This is a genomic window from Sphingomonas sp. NBWT7 (assembly GCF_014217605.1).
Lineage (GTDB): Bacteria > Pseudomonadota > Alphaproteobacteria > Sphingomonadales > Sphingomonadaceae > Sphingomonas.
In genome coordinates this window covers 651,740-666,718 of record NZ_CP043639.1, presented here as the reverse complement: position 1 = coordinate 666,718, position 14,979 = coordinate 651,740, and the positions used below count along the sequence as shown (strand labels likewise).

Below are 14,979 nucleotides of genomic sequence, written 5' to 3'. Positions count from 1 at the left end.
GGCCGCGCGGATCAAAGGACTGCGTGTTGCCCGAAGACGTGTCGGAGCTGCTGAGAGTCATGGTGCCGCTGCTGCGCGTGCGCCCCGTCATCGAGGACTTCTGCAGGTTCGGCGGCAGCTGGGCCGCCGAGCACGAGCCGTCCGGCAGCGGCTGGGCCCAGTTCCACATCGTGGCGCGGGGCGCCTGCGTTCTGGAGCGGCCGGGTCTGGGCGAACTGACGCTGGGAGCGGGCGACGTCCTGCTGCTGCCGCATGGCGACAGCCACGTCGTTCGTAGCGCCGTTCGGGGCGTACTGCGACCGATCACGGTCGACTACCGCAACGGCGTGCGCGGCAAGAGCACCGCCGGCACCGAGGTCGAGACGGAGCTTCTCTGCGGCCGTCTGCAGTTCGAGGGCAGCGACGGCAATCCCCTGCTCGCGGTTCTGCCAGACGAGATCGTCATCCGCACCGCCGGCGAGCGGCTGATGGATCGTTTCCGCAGGCTGCTCGCCGACATTCGCGATGAACTGGATTCGGACATGCCAGGGTCGGAGGTGATCGCAGCCGACTTCGCTCGCGCACTGTTCGTGATGATGCTGCGCGATCACCTGGGCGCCGAGCATGCGGGCGATGGCACCCTGTCGCTGCTGCGCGAGCGTAGCACGGCCCGCGTGGTGCTCGCGATCCTCGGCGACCTGGCGCGCGAGTGGTCTCTCGACGAGATGGCCGACGTTGCCGCGATGTCTCGCGCCACACTGGTGCGCACGTTTCGGCGGCTCGGCGGCGAGGCACCGATGACGTTTCTGTCCGACCTCAGGCTCGCGGTCGCGCGCCAGCGCCTTGCCGGCACGAACGAGCCGATCGCGCGTATCGCCGCCGACGTGGGCTACGGCTCGGAAGGAGCCCTGAGCAAGGCGGTCCTGCGCAGGTACGGCATCCGGCCGGGAGCGCTGCGCATCGCCGGCAAGGCGGCCTGAACGACGTCGACCGTCTGTTCTCTGAGAGTGATCCGCCGAGACATGAGCGTGCGTCTGACGGTCAAGGGCGGGGGTCCGGCTCGGACGCACATGCATGGGACGGGCGGCAGCCGCCGTCTGGCCGAGGAGAAGCGCGATGCGCAGGCGTTCGACGTTCCTGGTCCACGTTGCAGCAGGATGGGGTTTGGCGCTTTCCACGCCGGTCACCGCCGCCTGGCAGCCAGCCTCATTCTTCGAGATCGAGCATGTCGTCGGAGAGGACGGCATTCGAGACGCCGAGCAGTCGCTCATCGAGCGCATTGCCGGCCCAGGCGTCGCTGTCGAGCAGGCGAGAGCGGCGCTCGAGAACGCCGGCGCGTCGTACGTCCGCGCTGGCAAGGCGGGACGGCTCGAGTTCCTCTATGTCGCTCCGGAGACCTTCGTCACGATCTTCCTGCGGAACGACGGTGCCGTCGTCACCTCGGTGCAGGTAACGCGTCTGTCGCTAGGCGGCTGATCTGCGCCTGCGATCCCGAGCTTTGGAACGGTGCCTTATTAGCGGCCCGCCAGAATTCAACTTCGCAAAGTTGTCATTTCGGAGCTAGCCAGCAGCGTAAAGGACCCATTTGCGGCTATTCGAGGCTCCTTATCGGCAATCCAACTCCGGTCACTCGTTCACCTATGTCAATCGGCTTACGCGATTCTAACCTCGGCAGGTCGCGACCATCTTGGCTATAATACTTAGCGGGCTATGTTAGAGTCTGTGACCTTATGGGTGAGACGAAGAGGAAGCGCGAAGTCGTCCTGAACGACCCTTGCCCGTGCGGCGAGGCAAGGCCTGCACGCGACTGCTGCTTAGTCGCCGGGAGCTGGCACAAGCCGTCCGCGAAGCTCGGGCTCGCCGCCCTTCCGGCCGAGGCGACCGTCGAGCGCTGCTACATGCTGGAGCTGGGATCCTGCGTCGCGCCGATCTCGGGCGAGCACATCATATCGAAATCCGTGATCGAAGTGCTGAAGGGCGACGGCGGCTTTTCCGTCTCGGGTGTGCCGTGGCTCCAGCCCGGCGAGGAGAAGATTATCTCGCCGCAAAGTCTGCGCGCGAACTGCCTTTGCACTATTCACAACAGCGCGCTGAGCCCGATCGACGACGCTGCGCGGCACTTCTTCTCCTCACTCAAGGCGTATCTCGAAATCGACGACGGCCCCCGCCATGCGCTGGTCTCTGGACACGACATCGAACGGTGGCTGCTGAAGACCGCCAAGGCGATGGCGGTGTCGGGAAACCTTACGCGGGGCAACCAGCGCCTGCCCGGCACCTTCGCCTGCGACATGACGGTCGTCACGATGCTCGACGATCCCACAGCCTGGCCCGAGGGCGCCGGGCTCTACTGCGTGCTGGCAGCGGGCGACCTGATCACCAACCACCAGCGCTTCCAACTCGTGCCGCTGGTGAACGACGACGACGAGATCGAGGCGCTGCAGGTCAGCATCCTCGGGTTGATCTTCGTCCTGCTGCTCGGCCCGTTGGATCTTGGCAAGTTCTCGTTCCTCGCCGACGCACGGTTCCGGCCAGGCCGCATCGTGATCCGGCAGCCCAAGGCCCACAACTGGATGACGCTGAGCTGGGACGAGCCCGGCGCCCACGGGGAGCTGACCGTTCAATTCGTTCAGAACGTGCCGAGGCCGCAGCCGCGCGAGTAGGCTTACGCACCGATTTTCACGGACGTCACTTCGGCGCGGAACGCCTCCGCGCTCGCCCACGCCAAGCCGTCTCTTACGCGCAGTGAACGAACGGCGGTTCACGGCGATCGTAGGCCGGAAGCGAGCTTGTCGCTTCCCCCAGAGGCCGGCGTTTGTGCGGCCTTACCGCACCACGTGAACGAACGAGCACTTGCAGCGGCGGAAGTTTGAAAGCGGACAGGTTGCTTCCCACCAAAATTCCTGTCACAGCTTTGATGATCTTCTTGCGGACGCCCGAGAAAAGCGCATGCGCAACCATACGTCACCACTTCACCCTCAACTCTCGGCGCCTTGCATCTTAGAGTTGGCGTCGGATTCCTAGCCTTGCCGTTCGCGGCTCAACCAAACGGCTTAGCCTGCCTTCAACAGGGCCGCCGGTGTCGACTGCAGGCAGGTAGGCCTCGTACAGGTACGCAATGTCCTTGTCGCGGCTGCCGAGGGCGTTGAGCACCTCGCCGTAGAGTTCCCAGCTGCCGCGCTTCCAGGCCGCCCGGGCATTCACGACCGTGCTGCCCCGGTCGCGAACGCTGTTGTCCTCGATGAGTGGATACGGCCCGAGATGTCGTACCCGCACACTCCCCTCCCATGGGCCTGCCGTGAGCGACACTCCCGCCGACGCCGCGTTCTCGAAGGCGTTCGGTACCCGGTCGCCATTGTCGTATCGGGCATAGCTGGCGGTATAGGTGGCGTCCAAGGCGAGCCAGGACGCGGGTCGCCAGAAGCCAACCAGCTCGTAGCCGTGCCGCCGGCTCGCACCCGTCGGCTCGACCGAGTTGGCGTCGCCGACGAAGCGTAGCTCGCTGTCCACGTCGAGCCACCAGTAGGTCGCGGTCAGGCTGACGCTGCCTCTCTGCATCCTCGCGCCGACCTCCCGGCCATCGCCACGCACGAGCAGCGGCACCGCCGCGTCGCGGTTAACCGACCCGCGGACGTCGTTGGAGTGGAAGCCCCTTCCCCAGTTGCCGTAGAACTCGACCCAGGTTGCGGGCGCATAGGCAATCGACCCCTTCGGCGAGACGAGGAGGCTGTCGCCGGTTCCGGTCCCGAGCGAGGCGGCCTCCGCGTCACGCGCACGCACGGCGAAGCCGTAGTAGTCGCCGCGAAGGCCCCCGACGAGCCGAAGACCGGGAGCCGGGCTCCAGCGCGCCTCTCCGAACAGCGCCGCCGAGCTCTCCCGCAGCCGATAGCGACCGAGCGAGCCCAACAAGCGCCGGGACGCGGTTCGGTACACGCCGACGTCGCCGACGTGGTCGTGGCGGGCTTCGCCTCCGAGAATCAGTTCCAGGGTCGGCAGGGCGGCCCAGTTCCGCTCACCCCTGCCACCGACGATCCAGCGACGATCGAACTGCTCTATCTGGGCGCTCGTGCCGTCCGGGTCGGTGTAGGTGGGATTGGAGAACATCCTCCAGTCATAGAGCTGGCCGTAGACGTTCGCCTTCCAGCCCTCGCCTGTGGCCGAGACGTTGCCGATCAGGCGCGTGGTTCTCCCTCGCGCGCTGGGATCCGGGGAGCAGAAGACGTCCGGGCAGACCTGGGATCCGATCGCCCGCTCGGGAATCTGCTCGGTAGGTCGCCAAGTCGCGTGATAGGCATTGAGCGAAACCGCGAGATCGATCGTCCCGACCCGCCCGCGGTACTTACCAAACCCGGCCAGATGCCGGAGCCTTTCAGGTTGCTGCCACGGCCCGTCGTAGGCTTTACCCTCGCCGACCAGCGTGAGCGCTCCGGAGCCCACGTTCTCAATCGTTCCACCCGCCGCGACGCGGCGCCAGCCGTAGGAACCCAGCTCCGCCGACGCCCAGGGACGGTCATAGCTATCGATGGTCCTGAAGTAGGCCGCGCCCGCGAGCGCGAAGTCGCCCCCGTCCGCCCTGTAAGGCCCCTTCCGGAAGTCCTCGCGCGCGACGATCTCGGGAATAAGGCCGTTCAGGTCGAGGTAGCCCTGGCCGTGACCATGACTGCGCAGGTTCATCTGCACGCCGTCGACATAGGCAGTGAAGTCGGACCCGTGGTCCAGGTTGAAGCCGCGGAGGAAGTATTGGTTCGCCTTCCCGCTTCCGGAATGCTGCGCCGCGATCATCCCTGGCACCGCCTCCACCAGTTCGGCGACGCGCAGCAGCGGACGGACGAGCAGATCCGCTCCGCTGACCGTGCCCTCGCTTGCCGCCTCGGCGACTCCGATCTTCGCCTCTCCTCGACCGAACACGACGATTCCGTCAGGCTCCGAGTCGTCCTCCTCGGTCGCAACGACCCTCGATGGGTCTTCCTCGTGGGCGGGATCGGCAGCGGCATGCCCGCAGCTAAGGAAGGCGGCCGCACCGAGAGCCGCCAGGCGGGTCCCGTGGCACATCAGAACGACCTGGGCGAGGCGAACGGGATCTGCATGCTTGTAGTCTCCATTGGCATCAGGCGACCAGCGGCCTGCGCTCGATGGCCCGGCAGATCAGGAACGACATGACCCAGGCCGCAGCGAATACGCCGATGATCGCGAAGCCGAGCGCATTGAAGTTCTCGTTCAGCGCGACGGCCCCACGGGCGATCGGACCTTCCAGACCGAGCCTGCGGACCGCGAGCGCGGCGATCTGGACGCCGCCGATGAACAGCGCGACCGCGATCGACATCAGTGTGATCGTCAGGTTGTAGTAGAGCTTGCGCAACGGGTGGACGAACGCCCACCGGTAGGCGCCGACCATCATCACGCCGTCGGTCGTGTCGAGCAGCGACATTCCGGCGGCGAAGAGCACGGGAAAGACCAGTGCCGCCTCGATCGGCACGCCCTGCCCCGCCTGCGTTGCGGACAGGCCGAACAGCGTCACTTCCGTCGCGGTGTCGAACCCAAGACCGAACAGGAAGCCGAGCGGCGCCATGTGCCAGGAGCGGCCGATCAGCCCGAAGAGCGGCCGGAACAGGCGTGACAGCGGACCGCGTCCGGCGAACATGAGGTCGAGTGTACCGTCGTCGATCCGCTCGCCCGCTCGCATGCGCCCGATCGTCCGAAGGATCGTGACCAGGATCATCAGGTTCATCGCAGCGACCAGCAGGAGGAAGATGCCCGAGATGCAGGTGCTGAGCGTTCCGCCCGTCTCCCTGAAGGTTTCGAACGCCTCCAGATTGCTTGCTGCGGCGATCACGACGGAGGTGACCAGGATGACGACCGCCGAGTGGCCGATCGCGAACCAGAAGCCGACCGCGACCGGCTGCTGGCGCTCCTGCATCAGCTTGCGCGTCACGTTGTCGATCGCCGCGATGTGATCGGCGTCGACGGCATGGCGCAGGCCAAGCCCATAGACCAGGACGGCCACCCCGAGCATCGCAGGGCGGTCGTGGAAGAGCAGAAGTGCCCATGTCCAGCCACCGAGGTTCAGGACGGCCAACGCCGCGTAGACGAAGGCGAGATTGCGCCGGAAGCCCGAGTCGGCCGGCAGAAGGGCCATGAGATGCGCGATCACGACGCAGCCTCCCGCGCGAGCGCCTCGAGCAGGTCTCGCATCGTGTTGAGGATCGGCGCGCCGTTATCCCCGTCATGCCGCTGGATCAGCCATGCGGGATCGTTGTAGCCGACGTGGACGCCGTCGGCGTCCTCCCAGACGATCAGCTTCAGGGGCAGATCGATACCCAGCGTCGGACGAGCCTGCATGAGCCCGGTGCCCGCGTGCGGATTGCCGAACACGAATAGCATGAGCGGAGCCAGCGGTAAGCCGACCTGCGCCGCCGCCGAGGCATGATCGATGCGGGCAATCGGTACCACACCGCGAGCCACGAACGCGTTTTCAAGGCGCGCGAGGACTTCGGCATACCTGCCAGCGGCAGCACGCGTAATCAGGCCGGGGATGCTCATGCCGCAGTTCCCGTTCGGGGCAGAAGCAGGGTCACGGCCGCCAGGGCGATCAGCGCACCGGCCCCCTCGCCGAGAAGGTATGGAGCGGCCGACTCATGGCCGAGGGACAGAGGCCCCGCGGTGACCAGCGCCCCGAGCACCACGGCCGGGTTGGCGTAGGATGTGGTAGGCGTGGCGATCACGTCGGCGATCAGCCAGGCGCCGACGGCGAAGGGGCCAGTGCTCGCGCGGCCGCTGCGTGCGCAGCCGAACACCACCAGCATTAGTCCGGCGCTGGCGACGATCTCGCTGACGGCGCCGTTCCAGCCAAGCCCGCCGCTGTCGGATGCCGTAACGCGCCACACCCGAGCTGCAAGCCAGCCGCCAAGGACGCCGCCGCCCAGCTGGGCCGCCACATAGGCCACCGTGCAGATGCCGCCGCGTTCTCGGGCGAGCCACTGCAGGACCGTGATCAGCGGATTGAAGTGGCCGCCGGAAACGGCGCCGAGCGCGATGATCAGCGAGACCAGAGCGCCTGCCAGCACCAGCGCCACTATCGGCAGCACGAGACCCGGCATGGCGGTGAACAGGCGACTAGCCGCAACGCCGCCGCCGCTCGCGACCAGCACCAGCAACAGGGTGCCGAGCGCTTCGACCCCTGCCCGCCTCCAGAGGGACAGCGCGGGATCGGCCTCGTGGAAGCAGGTGACTTGGGCGGGGCGCATCAGGCCGCGTCCTGCTCCGAGAAGCGCCCGTCGACTTCGGCCATTTTCTCGGCCAGCTCGGTCGGCGTGAAGAAGCCCTTGGTGAAGCTGATGTTCGCGAAGGCCACGATCCAGCGCTCGTAATAGGGCAACTTGCCGATCAGCACCTCGCCGAGCGCCTCGACGCCCTTGCGCTTTTCCTCGGTGTTGATGAGTTTCCTGAAGTCGAGCACGTCGGCGAGCGCGTGGCAGCGCTTCTCCCACGGCTCGAGCACGTGCTCGACCCGCATCACGGATCCTGCCTCGAATCCGCCGATGTCGTTCGGCAGTCGGCTGACGAAGTCCTCGGTCGCCATCACGCGGCCTCCTTGTCCAGGGTGACGGGGATGACGCCGATCATCGCGTCGCGGGTGACCAGAGCGGCGAGCCGCTCCTCTGACCAGCCGTCGGTGCCCTCGGGGCGGCGCGGCAGGACCAGGTAGCGGACGACCGCTGTGGAGTCGCTCACGCGGATCTCGACGTCGTCCGGAATGACGGTGCCGAACTCGGCGAGCACCTTGCGGGGTTCGATCACCGCTCGCGCGCGGTACGGCTTCAGCTTGTACCAGTCCGGCGGAAGGCCAAGGACGGGCCGCGGATAGCAGGAGCACAGGGTGCACACGATCAGGTTGTGCACTTCGGCCGTGTTCTCAAGCACGATCAGCTGCGTATCGTCGTAGAAGGTGATGCCCAGCTCCTCGCAGCCCTTTCGGCCGTCCGCGAGCAGGCGCTCCTTGAAGGCCGGGTCGGTCCATGCATGAGCCACGACGGCGGCGCCCAGCGCAGGGGTGCGGCTGTCGAGCACCTCGATCTGGTGCCGGATGTCGTTCGCGGTGATGAACCCCTTCCCGATCAGAAGTTCCCGCACCGCGGTCTCCATCACCTCGTAGTAGCCCGGCTTCGCGTCGGCGGTGATCGGCGCATGATCATCGTGGTCGTGGTCGTGGTCGTGGGTGTGCGGTTCGCCAGCCATCATACGCGCTCCAGCCAGGTTTCGTATATCTCGATGTGGAGCTCGTCCCGCGGAGAGCCTTTGTACCCCTCCCAGAGCGAGGGCATCGGGATGGACACGCGATAGTAGTGCCGCTTGCTGCCGGCGTTCCGTCCGTATCCCTCCTCCTCGTTGTCGACGAGCGCCGGCTCGATCACGCGCTCGACCGTGCCCACGCTGCCGCGCAGGTAGATCGGGACGCGGTAGTGACCGATCGGCGCGCGCATCGCGACGCGGACGCGCTCCCCCACGCCGAAGGCCGGCATCTCGTTCAGGGCCGGCAGGACCTGCTGCAGTATTGAAGCGGTCATTGGTTCGCTCCCTGTTGTTGGCTGCGCAGAAAGCTGCCGAAGCGGGCCGTGACCCGCCATTCTACCGTGTCAGGCATCACCCAATACCAGGGTACGTGTCGGAGCCGCTCCAGGCGGGAGCGAACCTTCGAGGAGCCGGCTCCGACCGTTTTTCGCAGCATGGCTTCAACCGATGCAGGCACGGTTGCCTGCCGTCCAAGTGCGGTGAGATCCGATACCGTCGTATGAATGTATCCGAGTTTCCGAAGGTGCGAGAAGCTCGCAGGACGGCGCTCGACAGGGCTCTGTCCCTATCGGCTAACTCTCCACGGCACCTGCACGTCGACGCAGGCAGCTCGGCTCCGTGCTGCTCTGCGCCTTGCGTCGCGCCTGCGCTGATCGTGGACGATCACAAGGAAAGGTGCACGGGATGATCATACGACTAATGCAGGCCGGCCTACTAGGCGCGGTCATCGGAAGCTCGGGCCTGGGAACCGCGGCTATGGCGCAGCAGACCCCTTACGCCACCATCAATGCGGCCGCAGAGGCTTCGCCCGTCACGGTCCAGCCGCTTCGCGGGAACGTGTCGCTGCTTCAGGGTTCTGGCGGCAACATGGCAGCATTTGCAGGCGCCGAAGGCATGTTCCTCGTGGACGACGGCATCTCGCTATCGAAGGACAAGATCGAGGTGGCGCTGCGCGGCATCTCGCCGGCGCCGATCAGATATGCGGTGAACACGCACTGGCACTGGGACCATGCCGACGGGAACGAGTGGACGCATCGCGCGGGCGCGGTGCTGATCGCGCACGCGAACACCGCTAGGCACCTCGACCAGACCATTCGAGTCGAGGAGTGGGGACATACCTTCACACCCGTGTCGCAGGATGCTCGTATCGCGCAGCTCGTACGAGGCGAGAAGTCGATGCAGTTCGGCGGTGAGACGATACGGCTGCGACCCTACGTCCCGTCGCACACCGACGGCGATCTGTCGGCCTACTTCACCAAGGCCGACGTGCTGCTGACCGGCGACACCTGGTGGAACGGGCTATACCCGTTCATCGACTATGTCGCCGGCGGAAGCATCGACGGCATGATCCGCGCCGCGGAGGCGAACGTCGCGATGGCAGGCTCCGGTACCATCGTGGTTCCCGGACATGGTCCTGTGGGCGGGCGCAAGGGCCTGGTCGAGTATCGCAACATGCTGGTAGCAATCCGCGCCAACGTCGCTGCGCTCAAAAAGCAGGGCAAGACGCTCGAGGAGACGATCGCGGCCAGGCCGACTGCCGACTTCGATGACAAATGGGGAAAGGCGATCATCAGTCCGGCCCTCTTTACCACGCTGGTCTTTCGCGGAGTCTGACCCGACAGCAACGAAGCCCGCCGCGCTCGACCGGCGCGGCGGAGAGCCCCTGGCGGACCTTCAATTGCTGCTTGGCACCAGCGAGGCGGGCATCTTCTCTGGACAAGGCGATGGCGAATTTACCGTCCACTGGACCTGATCTCCAATCGCGCCACAGGCAAAAGCAATGAATGCGGCTTCCTCCCCCGATGATCCTAGGGGCGAGTCTCCGGTCTGGACAAAGAAGACATCTGGACCGAATCCCGCCCGCACGATGAGCGATGACGACAGCCCGCAGGTGTTTATAGATCGCTGATTTCAGGACGTGAGATGCTGGAAAGCCTCAGCTGAACGAAGAACCACGAAGCCAGCAAGCTAGCCGAAAGCAGTCGTCCCGCTTCCTACCCCACGGCAAGCGTTCGAGCGCCCCGCCATGTGGCCTGAACGAGCGTCCGCGTTCTTGCGATTGCGGGCCGAAATCGGACGGGCGGCCTTCCACCAACGTCGGGCATCCGAAGCCCCCCTGCTCCTTCGTTTGAACGAACGGCAGCTTACCGCGGTGGGTCGCTCGAAGGCAGACAGGCCGCTTTCCACCAATCCATCTGTGACCGGCCCCCTTCCCCTCCTGAATGAATGGCAGCCTCCTCGACATGATGTTGTGGCCAAGCGCCTCACACTGGCGTCGCTGCGTATGCCGCTGGCCAAAGCTCCAGGCCTAAACCTTTCAAGATATATCTAAGAGGCGCCAGCAACTTCAGGAGGTTATGCCCGCCCGCCGCCGCGATTTCGAGCGCGCGCTTGGCGGTCTCCTGCCCACGTACCTGCCGCAGGTCCGGCCCCTGCCCCGCCGCCTGTACCGCGCCCTCCGTCGGCGCGGCCAGTTGGCCATGCCCCTTCAGGTGATTGATGAGCGCGAGCAGATCGGGCGCGGCGAGCACTTCGATCGAGCCGCTCCACGCCGCCTCCGCGCCCTGCGCGGCCGGACAGATCAGCCCCTTGCCGATCTCCGCCGCGTGCAGCGCTGCGAGCAGCACGCCGGGAGACGGCGCCAGCCGCCCATCGAGCGTCAGCTCACCGACGATGACGTAGTCCGCCAGCGCCTCGGCATCGACGACCCCCATCGCGGCGAGCAGCCCTAGCGCGATGGGGAGATCGAAGTGCGATCCTTCCTTGGGCAGGTCCGCAGGCGACAGGTTCACCGCGATCCGCTTCGGCGGCAGTGCCAGTCCCATCGCCGCGATCGCACCGCGCACGCGCTCGCGGCTCTCGCCCACCGCCTTGTCGGCGAGCCCGACGAGATTGAACGCGGGCAGCCCGGCGATCAGCTGTACCTGCACCTCGACGGCGCGCGCTTCCAGCCCGAGATACGCCACCGTCGCAACGATCGCCGCCATCCATCCCCCGCCCGTTCACGCCATCGTTACGCCTGCGTTCATAGCTGCTTTGCCAGCGCTGCAAAGCCCAGCCCGCACAAACGCTTATTGCAGCCGTCTTGCATAGCCAACACACCGGAGCCACATGCCGCAGATGTCGCAGCGCCATCCCGTCGCCCGTGTCGCGCAACTCGCGCTCGGCGGACTATTGCTGATCGGCGCGGCGCTACTCGGCCCGTTGCCCGGCCCGGGCGGCATCTTCCTGTTCGCCGGCGGCATGATCCTGATCCTGCGCAACTCGCGCCGTGCGCAGGTTCGCTGGACGCGCCTGATGCGGCGCTGGCCGCGCGTCGCGGATCTCGTCCACCGCGCGATGCGGCGGCGCAGTGCGCTTCGTCGCCGGGCGCGTCGCCGCGTGCTCGGCGCGCGATGAGCCCCCTTGCGTTGACTTCGCATGCCCCCTCGCCTATGCGGCGCACCATTCGGGCCGTCCTGCGGGGCGGCCCTGTTTTTTCAGATTCGGGAATGAACGATGAAGCGGACCTTTCAGCCGAGCAACCTGGTGCGGGCTCGCCGTCACGGCTTCCGCGCACGGATGGCGACGGTCGGCGGCCGGCTGGTGATCCGGGCGCGTCGCGCGCGCGGTCGCAAGAAGCTGTCGGCCTAATTCGGACAGAAATCCGGACGTTGACGCGCCGCCGGGATTTCCTGGCGGCGAACGCCGGGCGACGCGCACCGATGCCCGGCTTCGTGCTGCTGGTGCGGCCTCGCGACGATGGCGATCCCGCTATGCGGATCGGCTACACCGTCACCAAGAAAATCGGCAATTCGGTCGTCCGCAACCGCATGAAGCGGCGGCTTCGCGCGCTGGCACGTGAACTGCTGCCGGCGGACGGCATCGTGGGTGCGGATCACGTGCTGATCGGGCGCAACGGCGGAATCGAGCGCGATTTTGCCAGCCTGCGCACCGAACTCGGCAAGGCGCTGCGCAAGGTGGCACGAAGCGACGCGGCACCGCGATGATCGCGCGGCTGCTGATCCTCGTCGCGCGCGGCTGGCAGCTTGGACCATCGCTGATCCTGCCGCCCACATGCCGCTATCAGCCAAGCTGTTCCGCCTATGCAATCGAGGCGCTTCGCCGCTATGGAGCCGCGCGGGGCAGCTGGCTGGCGGCGAAACGGATCGCGCGCTGCGGCCCGTGGGGCGGGCACGGCTATGATCCGGTGCCGTAAGGGAAGTTGGCGCACGTGAACAAAGACAATCAGAATTTCGTGCTGTTCGCGGTGCTCGCGGCGCTGATCCTGTTCGGCTGGCCGATCGTGCAGAACAAGTTCTTCCCGACCGCCAACCCGCCGGTGACGAAGATCGAGGGCGGCAAGACCAAGGTCGTGCCCAATCCCGCCGCCGATCCGACGGCGGACAGCCCCGCCGCGGTGCGCGATCGTGCGGCCGTTCTGGCCGAAGCGCCGCGCGTGCGGATCGACACGCCGACGATGCAGGGATCGATCAATCTGAAGGGCGCGCGGATCGACGATCTCGTGCTCAAGAACTACAAGGAAACGATCGCCAAGAACGCAGCGCCCGTGCGACTGCTCTCGCCGGCCGGCGCCGCGGACGCCTATTTCGCCGCCTTTGGCTGGCGCAACGAAGGCCTCGCGCCGCCCGCCGCTGATACGACGTGGACCGCCTCGTCGCAGTTGCTCGCCCCCGGCCGCCCCGTCACGCTGACCGCGGCCAACGCAACTGGGCAGCGCTTCGCGATCGAGCTGTCGGTCGACGATGGATATATGTTCAGCATCAAGCAGACGGTGGCGAACGGCGGCACGGGCGCGGTTCCGGTCGCCGCCTACGGTCTCGTCAACCGTGCCGGCGTGTCGAAGGATCCTGACAGCTGGACGATCCACACCGGCCCGATGGCGGTGCACAACAACAAGGCCGATTACGACGTCGACTTTAAAGATGTCGACGAAGGGGCGCAGCGCTTCACCACCAGCGCAGGCTGGCTCGGCTTCGTTGACAAATACTGGCTCACCGCGCTGATCCCCGATCAGGCGCGCAGCTTCGACGGTCAGTTCCGCGCCGGCGCGAACAAGGCCTACCAGGCCGACTATACCGCCGCCGCGCAGCTGCTGCCGCCGGGCCGCCAGCTCAGTCAGACGACGCGCTTCTTCGCCGGCGCGAAGGAAGTCCGCCTGCTCGATCGCTACACCGACAAGGAAGGCGTCAACCGGCTCGATTACGCGATCGACTGGGGCTGGTTCCGCATCGTCGAGAAGCCGATCTTCTATTATCTCGACTGGCTGTTCGTGATGCTGGGCAATTTCGGCATTGCGATCATCCTTTTGACGCTTACCATCCGCCTGCTGATGTTCCCGGTCGCGCAGCGCCAGTTTGCCTCGATGGCAAAGATGCGCGCCGTGCAGCCCAAGATGAAGGCGATCCAGGAACGCTACAAGGACGACAAGCCGCGCCAGCAGCAGGAGATCATGGCGCTCTACAAGACGGAAAAGGTCAATCCGCTCGCCGGCTGCGCGCCCACGCTGCTGCAGATCCCGATCTTCTACGCGCTCTACAAAGTGCTGATGCTGACCATCGAGATGCGGCATCAGCCGTTCGTCGGCTGGATCAAGGATCTGTCGGCCCCCGATCCGCTGACGCCCGTCAACCTGTTCGGCCTGCTCGCCTTCACCCCGCCGCACTTCCTGGCGATCGGCGTCGTGCCGATCCTGCTCGGCATTAGCATGTACTTCCAGTTCAAGCTCAACCCGCAGCCGATGGACGATACGCAGAAGCAGGTCTTCGCGCTGATGCCGTGGGTGCTGATGTTCGTCATGGCGCCGTTCGCGGTGGGCCTGCAAGTCTACTGGATCACCTCCAACGTGCTGACGATCCTGCAGCAGCGGCTGCTCTACGCCCGCCACCCCGCGTTGAAGGAGGCGGCCGCCAAGTGAGCGACGAGGCTTCCTCCTTCGACGCCGCTGAGGGCGCTGACGCCGGCGTAGCGGATACGGTTCGCGACGAGGCGGAGATCGAGGCGGCGCGCAAGCTGTTCGCCGGCCCGATCAGCTTCCTCAAGTCCGCGCCCTCGCTGCAGTTCCTGCCTGACGCCAGCGTCCCCGAAGTCGCCTTCGCCGGCCGGTCGAACGTCGGCAAATCGTCGCTGCTCAACGCGCTCACCGGGCGCAAGGCGCTCGCCCGCACCTCGGTTACGCCGGGGCGAACGCAGGAGCTCAACTTCTTCGACGTCGGCGATCCGCTGGCCTTCCGCCTCGTCGACATGCCAGGCTACGGTTTTGCGAAGGCGCCTAAGGACGTCGTCAAGAAGTGGCGCTTTCTCGTCAACGACTTCCTGCGCGGGCGCCAGGCGCTCAAGCGCGCGCTGGTGCTGATCGACGCGCGCCACGGCATCAAGGATGTCGACCGCGAGATCCTGGAAATGCTCGACAAGGCCGCCGTCAGCTACCGCATGGTGCTGACCAAGGCGGACAAGATCAAGGCGAGCGAGCTTGCCGAGGTGACCGAGCGGACGATTGCCGAGGCGCGCAAGCGCCCCGCCGCGCATCCCGAGATCATTGCGACCTCGTCGGAAAAGGGGATGGGCGTCGCCGAGCTGCGCGCCGCGGTGATCGAGGCGATTGGCTGACGTCACACGAGTTCGACGTGACGCCAGCCGCCAGCTGAGCGTCGGGTTTGGCCCGCAGCTGACGACACAGGCAAGCGCTACGACCTGTTTCTCGAGCGCTGACGC

17 protein-coding genes and 1 pseudogene are annotated in these 14,979 nt (G+C 66.3%); 10 read left to right on the top strand and 8 right to left on the bottom strand.

The genetic code is table 11. The annotated features are described in order from the left end of the window. The first annotated feature begins 26 nt into the window (after nucleotides 1-26). From F1C10_RS03340 to F1C10_RS16535, 3 genes are all read left to right on the top strand, one after another. The gene (locus F1C10_RS03340) at nucleotides 27-959 is read left to right on the top strand and encodes an AraC family transcriptional regulator (RefSeq protein ID WP_185208781.1); all 933 of its coding nucleotides are present in this window, start codon (nucleotides 27-29) and stop codon (nucleotides 957-959) included. A 136-nt stretch (nucleotides 960-1,095) separates the two neighbouring features. Beyond that, nucleotides 1,096-1,455, top strand: a complete 360-nt coding sequence (locus F1C10_RS03335) for a hypothetical protein (RefSeq protein WP_185208779.1) — start codon at nucleotides 1,096-1,098, stop codon at nucleotides 1,453-1,455. A 254-nt stretch (nucleotides 1,456-1,709) separates the two neighbouring features. Then, nucleotides 1,710-2,639 carry a hypothetical protein gene (locus F1C10_RS16535; RefSeq protein WP_219729782.1) on the top strand — a complete coding sequence of 310 codons (930 nt, stop codon included), beginning with the start codon at nucleotides 1,710-1,712 and terminating at the stop codon, nucleotides 2,637-2,639. A 337-nt stretch (nucleotides 2,640-2,976) separates the two neighbouring features. Here F1C10_RS16535 and F1C10_RS03325 read toward each other — a convergent pair whose 3' ends face one another. The 7 genes from F1C10_RS03325 to F1C10_RS03295 are packed head-to-tail and all read right to left on the bottom strand — an operon-like array spanning nucleotide 2,977 to nucleotide 8,540. Further along, nucleotides 2,977-5,028: a TonB-dependent receptor gene (locus F1C10_RS03325; protein ID WP_185208777.1), complete on the bottom strand. Its 2,052-nt coding sequence runs from the start codon at nucleotides 5,026-5,028 to the stop codon at nucleotides 2,977-2,979. Nucleotides 5,029-5,083: 55 nt separating this feature from the next. Further along, a complete protein-coding gene (locus F1C10_RS03320; protein WP_258043037.1) occupies nucleotides 5,084-6,127 on the bottom strand; it encodes a HoxN/HupN/NixA family nickel/cobalt transporter in 1,044 nt (347 codons plus the stop codon). Further along, nucleotides 6,124-6,516 (bottom strand): DUF302 domain-containing protein, encoded by a 393-nt coding sequence (locus tag F1C10_RS03315; RefSeq protein WP_185208775.1) that lies wholly within the window; start codon nucleotides 6,514-6,516, stop codon nucleotides 6,124-6,126. Before F1C10_RS03315 ends, F1C10_RS03320 begins: the two co-directional genes overlap by 4 nt. Then, on the bottom strand, nucleotides 6,513-7,220 hold the full coding sequence (locus F1C10_RS03310; protein ID WP_185208773.1) for an aquaporin: 708 nt from the start codon (nucleotides 7,218-7,220) through the stop codon (nucleotides 6,513-6,515). Before F1C10_RS03310 ends, F1C10_RS03315 begins: the two co-directional genes overlap by 4 nt. Further along, the gene (locus tag F1C10_RS03305) at nucleotides 7,220-7,555 is read right to left on the bottom strand and encodes an SH3-like domain-containing protein (protein WP_185208771.1); all 336 of its coding nucleotides are present in this window, start codon (nucleotides 7,553-7,555) and stop codon (nucleotides 7,220-7,222) included. Before F1C10_RS03305 ends, F1C10_RS03310 begins: the two co-directional genes overlap by 1 nt. Then, nucleotides 7,555-8,211 carry a nitrile hydratase subunit alpha gene (gene nthA / locus F1C10_RS03300; protein WP_219729781.1) on the bottom strand — a complete coding sequence of 219 codons (657 nt, stop codon included), beginning with the start codon at nucleotides 8,209-8,211 and terminating at the stop codon, nucleotides 7,555-7,557. The genes F1C10_RS03305 and nthA overlap by 1 nt, the downstream gene beginning before the upstream one ends. Further along, nucleotides 8,211-8,540: an SH3-like domain-containing protein gene (locus tag F1C10_RS03295; RefSeq protein ID WP_185208767.1), complete on the bottom strand. Its 330-nt coding sequence runs from the start codon at nucleotides 8,538-8,540 to the stop codon at nucleotides 8,211-8,213. Before F1C10_RS03295 ends, nthA begins: the two co-directional genes overlap by 1 nt. A gap of 409 nt (nucleotides 8,541-8,949) precedes the next feature. Between F1C10_RS03295 and F1C10_RS03290 the strand changes: the two genes are divergently transcribed. After that, entirely contained in the window at nucleotides 8,950-9,879 is a 930-nt protein-coding gene (locus F1C10_RS03290; protein WP_258043137.1) for an MBL fold metallo-hydrolase, read from the top strand. A 719-nt stretch (nucleotides 9,880-10,598) separates the two neighbouring features. Here the strand turns inward: F1C10_RS03290 and F1C10_RS03285 are convergent. After that, a pseudogene (locus tag F1C10_RS03285) lies at nucleotides 10,599-11,252 on the bottom strand (magnesium chelatase domain-containing protein); the annotation flags it as partial. A gap of 124 nt (nucleotides 11,253-11,376) precedes the next feature. Here F1C10_RS03285 and F1C10_RS03280 point away from each other — a divergent pair. The 6 genes from F1C10_RS03280 to yihA all read left to right on the top strand — a co-directional run bounded on the left by F1C10_RS03280 (nucleotide 11,377) and on the right by yihA (nucleotide 14,874). Next, nucleotides 11,377-11,664, top strand: coding sequence for a hypothetical protein (locus F1C10_RS03280; RefSeq protein WP_258043036.1), 288 nt, complete (start codon nucleotides 11,377-11,379; stop codon nucleotides 11,662-11,664). Nucleotides 11,665-11,763: 99 nt separating this feature from the next. Beyond that, nucleotides 11,764-11,898, top strand: a complete 135-nt coding sequence (rpmH, locus tag F1C10_RS03275; RefSeq protein ID WP_085809552.1) for a 50S ribosomal protein L34 — start codon at nucleotides 11,764-11,766, stop codon at nucleotides 11,896-11,898. Nucleotides 11,899-11,918: 20 nt separating this feature from the next. Then, nucleotides 11,919-12,254 carry a ribonuclease P protein component gene (rnpA, locus tag F1C10_RS03270; protein ID WP_185208765.1) on the top strand — a complete coding sequence of 112 codons (336 nt, stop codon included), beginning with the start codon at nucleotides 11,919-11,921 and terminating at the stop codon, nucleotides 12,252-12,254. Then, on the top strand, nucleotides 12,251-12,463 hold the full coding sequence (gene yidD / locus F1C10_RS03265; RefSeq protein ID WP_076742951.1) for a membrane protein insertion efficiency factor YidD: 213 nt from the start codon (nucleotides 12,251-12,253) through the stop codon (nucleotides 12,461-12,463). The genes rnpA and yidD overlap by 4 nt, the downstream gene beginning before the upstream one ends. A gap of 15 nt (nucleotides 12,464-12,478) precedes the next feature. Continuing rightward, nucleotides 12,479-14,182, top strand: a complete 1,704-nt coding sequence (yidC, locus tag F1C10_RS03260) for a membrane protein insertase YidC (RefSeq protein WP_185208763.1) — start codon at nucleotides 12,479-12,481, stop codon at nucleotides 14,180-14,182. 77 nt (nucleotides 14,183-14,259) lie between these two features. After that, nucleotides 14,260-14,874, top strand: a complete 615-nt coding sequence (yihA, locus tag F1C10_RS03255; protein ID WP_185210042.1) for a ribosome biogenesis GTP-binding protein YihA/YsxC — start codon at nucleotides 14,260-14,262, stop codon at nucleotides 14,872-14,874. The last annotated feature ends 105 nt before the right edge of the window (nucleotides 14,875-14,979 follow it).

Excerpts from the sequence above, each read along its gene's own strand:
- F1C10_RS03335 (WP_185208779.1), top strand. The coding sequence starts at position 1,096 with ATGCGCAGGCGTTCGACGTTCCTGGTCCACGTTGCAGCAGGATGGGGT.
- F1C10_RS16535 (WP_219729782.1), top strand. The coding sequence starts at position 1,710 with ATGGGTGAGACGAAGAGGAAGCGCGAAGTCGTCCTGAACGACCCTTGC.
- F1C10_RS03325 (WP_185208777.1), bottom strand. The coding sequence starts at position 5,028 with ATGTGCCACGGGACCCGCCTGGCGGCTCTCGGTGCGGCCGCCTTCCTT.
- F1C10_RS03315 (WP_185208775.1), bottom strand. The coding sequence starts at position 6,516 with ATGAGCATCCCCGGCCTGATTACGCGTGCTGCCGCTGGCAGGTATGCC.
- F1C10_RS03310 (WP_185208773.1), bottom strand. The coding sequence starts at position 7,220 with ATGCGCCCCGCCCAAGTCACCTGCTTCCACGAGGCCGATCCCGCGCTG.
- F1C10_RS03305 (WP_185208771.1), bottom strand. The coding sequence starts at position 7,555 with ATGGCGACCGAGGACTTCGTCAGCCGACTGCCGAACGACATCGGCGGA.
- nthA (WP_219729781.1), bottom strand. The coding sequence starts at position 8,211 with ATGGCTGGCGAACCGCACACCCACGACCACGACCACGACCACGATGAT.
- F1C10_RS03295 (WP_185208767.1), bottom strand. The coding sequence starts at position 8,540 with ATGACCGCTTCAATACTGCAGCAGGTCCTGCCGGCCCTGAACGAGATG.
- F1C10_RS03290 (WP_258043137.1), top strand. The coding sequence starts at position 8,950 with ATGATCATACGACTAATGCAGGCCGGCCTACTAGGCGCGGTCATCGGA.
- F1C10_RS03280 (WP_258043036.1), top strand. The coding sequence starts at position 11,377 with ATGCCGCAGATGTCGCAGCGCCATCCCGTCGCCCGTGTCGCGCAACTC.
- rpmH (WP_085809552.1), top strand. The coding sequence starts at position 11,764 with ATGAAGCGGACCTTTCAGCCGAGCAACCTGGTGCGGGCTCGCCGTCAC.
- yidD (WP_076742951.1), top strand. The coding sequence starts at position 12,251 with ATGATCGCGCGGCTGCTGATCCTCGTCGCGCGCGGCTGGCAGCTTGGA.